At 38.6% G+C, this 6,118-nt stretch carries 4 protein-coding genes; 3 read left to right on the top strand and 1 reads right to left on the bottom strand.

Annotated features, from left to right (window positions below; genetic code table 11):
* Positions 1-181: transposase domain-containing protein (locus T501_RS19070; protein WP_044917073.1), on the top strand; the 181-nt coding region annotated here is incomplete at its 5' end.
* Between the two features lie 193 nt (positions 182-374).
* Positions 375-1,910 carry a hypothetical protein gene (locus T501_RS19065; RefSeq protein WP_044917072.1) on the top strand — a complete coding sequence of 512 codons (1,536 nt, stop codon included), beginning with the start codon at positions 375-377 and terminating at the stop codon, positions 1,908-1,910.
* Positions 1,911-1,993: 83 nt separating this feature from the next.
* On the opposite strand, the gene T501_RS19060 is transcribed toward T501_RS19065, so the two are convergent.
* Complete coding sequence (locus tag T501_RS19060; RefSeq protein WP_155831577.1) at positions 1,994-3,253, bottom strand: ATP-binding protein; 1,260 nt, start codon at positions 3,251-3,253, stop codon at positions 1,994-1,996.
* 518 nt (positions 3,254-3,771) lie between these two features.
* Here T501_RS19060 and T501_RS20550 point away from each other — a divergent pair.
* The coding region (locus T501_RS20550; RefSeq protein WP_330377124.1) for a hypothetical protein at positions 3,772-6,118 on the top strand (2,347 nt) is incomplete at its 3' end.

Genomic DNA, 6,118 nt, shown 5'->3' with positions numbered 1-6,118 from the left:
GTCTCTTATTGATACTGCAGCTGCAAATAGCCTTGATCCTGAACTTTACCTGACAGAGCTTTTGGAACATGCCCGAGACTTCAAAGATGAGCCTGCACGGGCAGCCGAGTATATGCCATGGACTGAAAAGATGCAGACAAGGTGTAGACATAAGACCAGGAAGGAAGATCTAGGTCAGTAGGATTCCTGCCTACATGAGATCAAACTTTCTCGAAATTTCAAAAGGCCACCGGGAAGGCTTTATTTTTTAAAGCCACTCCGGTGGTCTGGTTGGTTATGAACGGGGGTACAAAAAGCGCTTACTAACGCTTTATAGTAATATAGTAATATGGTGCTAATAATGTGAGTTCTGTCATAGTAAGGAGGAAAATGATATGGAAAAAGAAAAAGAATTCCCACAATTTACCGTATATGGAATGGAAAATAGAAATAAGATTATGAAATCATTTATAAAAAGTACAATCACAGCTCTATGCGTCATTTTCATAGCCTTAGCAGCTTTTCCAATCAGCACCTACGCCAAGGAAACCGATACCAAAATGTCAGGCACAATCTATCCGAAAGGCTACTACTCAAACTGGGAAGGAGTTTCCAACGTTTCACAGTTTAAGGATGAAAATGGAAATTACTGCTTTGCTTCCAGTAGTGGCAAAAAGGTAACAATTTTCACAACAGTAAAGGGTAAAGTGAAAAAGAAACTTAAGCTGAAAATGCCCTATCCGATTTTTGGTGCAGTTTCATGTGACCAGGACGGGAACTATTATGTAGTATCCGGAAGAAACAATAAAACTTCTAATAAAAAAGCTGAAACTGTCTTTATATCCAAGTACTCGAAAACAGGATCTCTTATAACAACAGTTGGCGATAACGGCAGTTTTGGTGTACCGGAGTATTACACAAATGACTTTAATACAAAAGAGCCCTTTGCTGCAGGAAACTGCGATATTGCTATTAATGGTAATTTCGTTGCCGTAAACTATGCAAGGCATATGTACAGCGGACATCAGAGTAATACTGCACTTATTATCAATCGCATTACCATGCAGAAACAACAGCTGAACAAATACTACAACTCCCATTCCTTTGCCCAGCGCGCGATTCCTTACCGTGACGGATTCATACTTGCCAGCGAAGGTGATGCGTATAACAGAGCTTTTTCCATAGCTTTCACAACTCCCACAGAGGATTCTGCTGAACCGGTATCTGAAAAGAAGGAAAGAAGCACCTGGTATTATTATGATTCCGATATTCCTGTCGATGGCTCCTCCTATCAGACAAAAGAAGACGCATCCATTTATAAAAGAAATACAGGTGAAACCAGGGTTAACTCCTTTGACATATTCCATTTCTGGCTCCAGAAGAATGCTTCTTCAAATATGTTCATAGTAAATAATAATTTTGCTCACATGGGCGGCATCGCTGTTTCAGACATTAACCACGTTGCTTTAGTCGGCACATCAGCAAAAGCGCTCAATAAAAAAGCAAAAAACCAAAAGGAATCACTTTTTATACAAATATTCGATCCGACAAAAAATCTGAAATACCCTGATGCATACGTTTTACCCTCAACACGATCAGGGTCATCCGGCCTTAACGGAACTGAAGATGTAACAGATTATGGAATCAGGTGGCTTACAAACGGCAAATACACTGTTGCCAATCCACAGGTAGTTGCTGACCACAAGGGACGTTTTGTTATCCTTTTTGAAAAATATCAGGGAAGCTATCAGGGTGTTTATTACACAATCATAGACCAGACAGGAGCAACCGTGAAAAAGATTACAAGATTCTCTTCCTCCGCCAAGCTTAACAGCTGCGAGACTCCGGTATGCGTTGGAAATACTATCCTGTGGACTGCGAATTCCTATTATGGGTCAAAAATATACAACTATCAGCTTAAGGTAAAATAGTACCTACGCAGCATTACGCTTTACATGAGATAATAATAGAGCCGAAATCCCAGATGTACTCTGGAGTTTCGGCTTTTTAGATGTTAAAGATGGGCTTCTTTTACCCGGCCTTCTCTCACACTATCAACATCACCATTTTCAACATAATCATCCAATGTAAATATGTCCAGCCCATTTCCTGCCGTAGCCTTTGGAACATACGATGGCATCAAACTCTCAAGGAAACCATACTTTACTTCCTCATTTGGAAAGCCCAATGTATACCTCCGCTTAACAGGATCATAATCTGTTATTGTCAGATATCCGGACTGATACAAAAGAGGAACTAAATCCAGACTGTCCCCTGTATAATCCTTTAACATTGAATCACTGGCATATATTGTGTGATTAGTGAGCTTTCTTAAATCAAATGACGAAGACCTGACCTTACTGATCAAAAACGACGGTGTCCCTGTCTCAAACCAGTAAGCACCAAATTCCATTGAAAAGAAAGCCTTCAAAACACTATACGGATTATATACCCCAGCCCCATTATGATGGAATTTATATCCATCATATTGCTTTTTTAACTCATTTTTGCACTCTAAAACCGAAATACCATGCTTTACAGAAAGCAGTTCAATCTCTTCGTCAAAATAAACACTCAATTCATTTTCTGTAATTCCACATAGTGATGCATAGCTCTCATCCAATGAGATATCAGTCAACTGATTAAGGTCACTAAATATACTGACCTTATGAAACTTCGAAACTCCTGTGATAAAAATAAACTGTAAATATTCATCAAAACTCTTTAAAGTACTGAAAAATCCCTTAAATACTTCCTTGTTATGAACCTGCAAAGCTTTATTATCAATCACATCCAAAAGTGGTTTATCATACTCATCCACCAAAACAACACTCTTAAGACCTGTCTGTGCTTTTGCAGCAATTAACAGATTTCGAAATCTGGCTCCTAAACCCAAGCCCTCTTTGGAAGGAATATCATAGGTATCTTCCCAACGACTTAACAATTCATCAAGGATATCCTCTAACGCATTCTCTGATTGATAACTTGTACCATTAAAATCAAAATAAAATACAGGGTACCTGTTCCATGAATTAACAGATTTTTCCTCCAGCTTTTCTATCGCCAGACCTGAAAACAATTCCTTTTTTCCCTCAAAATAAGCTTTTAAAGTTGATAAGAGCAAACTCTTACCAAAACGTCTTGGTCTGCTGAAAAAATAGGGCACATTATTATGAACCAACTCATATATATATTCTGTTTTATCAACATACAGAAAGTCATCTGTACGCATCTTTTCAAAACTCTGTATTCCAACGGGAAGTTTTCTATTCACAGAAAATGTCTCCTTTATCTGTATTTTTTCTATCAAACACTCACCCCTTTACAAATATCATTATATATGATGATACTCAGGTTTCAAACATATTGCTGAACAATTAGTTCATGAACATATAGGTTAGATCTGCTCAGTAAACAGTGAGTTCCGGTTGACATACACTTTTTTAGTTCATATCCGCTTGCTAAATAAGCACCCCCTTAAAACGTGATGAAGTTTGAATTTGTCATCTCTTCAAAATACATCGCGCATAGTCAATTGTTCTTCCTAAACAACTCAATTTCTGTTTAAAAAGTCCACTAAATATCTATTTGAAGTATACGAATTGAAAAGCCAGTAAAACACTGACTTTCAATATAAAAGTTACGGCAGATTCAGCGACTTTTATTTCTGAGAGAATTAACGATTCTTGCTCTGAAATTATTAACGAAAAATCGCCAATTCTCTCAGGGGTAAAACTCCTGACTTTGTCGCGACAAAGGACAAACACATTTCATATGAAAGGGGAAAACTCTATGAAGAAAAACAAACGAATATGGTCATGGGCACTGGCCGGTGCTTTGGCTGTAAGTAACTTGAGCGTGGTTGCAGCTCCGTTTACTGGGATTGTAGCATTAGCTGCAAGGACAGTATCTGATGATTTAGCATTTGCGGTAAATGGTGAAGTGCTTACTGCAACAGCGGGTTCTTCAAATGCTACATTTACGCATGATTGGAACGCATCTAAAACGGGCGAGTCTGTGACAGTTAGTGTTGCTAAAGCGAATAAGACTGGCAGTAATCCTTCCTATGATATTAATGGATTATCGGATGCGCATCTTACTGATGTAGTATTTACGTATTATGTATCTGGTGCGGGTGCTGCAAACTATACAGTTGAAGGATATAAGTCCAAAGCTAATACTGGAGATAACGATATATATGGTAATCCAGTAGCTGCAAGTACAACAGCTTATTATGATGAAGATTGCGATGGTATAAAAATTACTGTAAGCGACGAAAGTGCTGGAGCACTGACAATAGCTACAAAGATGACTGCTAATTTTGTGGAAGATGATGGCACATCAGCTGCTGTAACATATGCGGCACAGACTTTGACATTAACAGGAACCGTAGTAACAAATGCAGATGTTGAGCTTTCAAAAGACGTTGTCTTAAACAAAGCCTTGACATCTGGGGCAATAACAGGAGTGACTGTTGCTTCACCTAAACAGAATGGAACTGCGTTAACAGCAACTTCTTATGAGAATGTAACATATGAGCTGTCAGATGATACATATGTAAAGATTACAGCAGGAGACACAACAAAAAAGAAGAATGCTGGAAATAATAATGCTGTTGGTTTTGAGCTGACTGATGCTGGAAAAGCATTAAAAACATCGCAGAAACTTGCTACTTTAACTGTTAGTGGATACTTAAACACAGCAGCGCCAAAGAAGTATCAGTTCAAAAAAGTTGTTGATGTGACTAATGTAGCTCCTACAACATTTGTATTTGATGTAACTGCCACTGCTGATGGTAATGGAAGTCTTGAAAAAGGTACAGTTACTGTAGGTGACAAGCTTACAATTAAACATAATGATGCAACGGCTGGAGGAGGTACACCAAATGGAACACTTACGTTTGGAATTAAGTCAGATGTTACCCTTGATGCAATCGATGCATATTCGTGGACGCTGAAAAAGTCAGCTGGTAGCGCAGGTAACTTTGCATTTACAGGACCGGCTAAATCTGTTACATCACCTACAGCAGCTCTAATTGATAATCCAGCTGATGGAGATGTTGAAGATACTATTATTGTTACAGTAATTGGTCATAAAGATGTAAATGGAGTAACAACTTATTATGAAGGTGAAAAAGAATTTACTATTGCAGTAGATAACGTTACTATTGACGCAGAAATGCCTGAAGAATTATTTGTTGGTGAAACATTTGATCTTGATGATATAGCTGTTTCTTATGATAATAAACCTGTAACAAATGTTGAATGGGGTGTTCTTACAAGTAAAGGTACTGCTGGATTTGGAGGTTATAGTGAAACAGCACTTGTTCTTGATCCTGATACAAATGTTGTAACTGCTGCAAAAGCAGATACCGCAAAAGCTATTATTTATGTAAAGTCTTACCAGGAAAGTGGTAATCTTACAAAGACATCAGTATACGCAAATGATGGAGCCATTAATACATTTAATGCACCGCAAGTTACGAAAGCAATAGCTGATGGTAAAGTTTATGAAGTCCTCGTTTCAGGAAAGCTGAATGTTGTTCTGGAAAACTCAACTGTAGAAGTGGACGATGTGATTGATCTTTCTAAGGTTAAGGTAAATAACGGAAAATCAGATATTCCATCTGCCGATATCGTATGGTCTATAAAAGGCGATGATAGCGATAAGATTTTTAAGAAAGACTATCCAAACCATAAACTTACAGCAGTTGGTGTAGGCAAAGTTACTCTTAGAGCAACCGTTAATACAGCATATGGTGAAGTTGAAATCGAAGTAAAAGAAAAGGGTGCAATTGAGAAAGAAGCTGCAATCGCAGCAGCTGAAGATGCAGCAGCTAAGGCTGTAACAGAACCTACAGAAGCTAACATCAAGGCAGCAAAGGATGCTGTAGATGCAGCCAAGGCTCTTGGCGCAACAGCAGACGAACTCAAGGCAGCTACAGATAAGATTGCTCAGGCAGAAGCAGCTAAGGCTAAGAATGATGCAATCACAGCAGCAGATGCAGCAGCAGACAAAGCAGTAGCAGAACCTACAGAAGATAATATCAAAGCAGCTAAAGATGCTGTAGCAGCTGCTGAGGCAGCTGGCGCAACTGAAGAAGATCTTGCAGATATAAGTGCTAAGATTGATGCAGCAG

Origin of the sequence: Butyrivibrio sp. WCE2006 (assembly GCF_000701985.1) — a bacterium.
Lineage (GTDB): Bacteria > Bacillota > Clostridia > Lachnospirales > Lachnospiraceae > Butyrivibrio.
The sequence above is the reverse complement of the archived record's forward strand: the minus strand, read 5'-3'. Positions and strand labels throughout refer to the sequence as shown.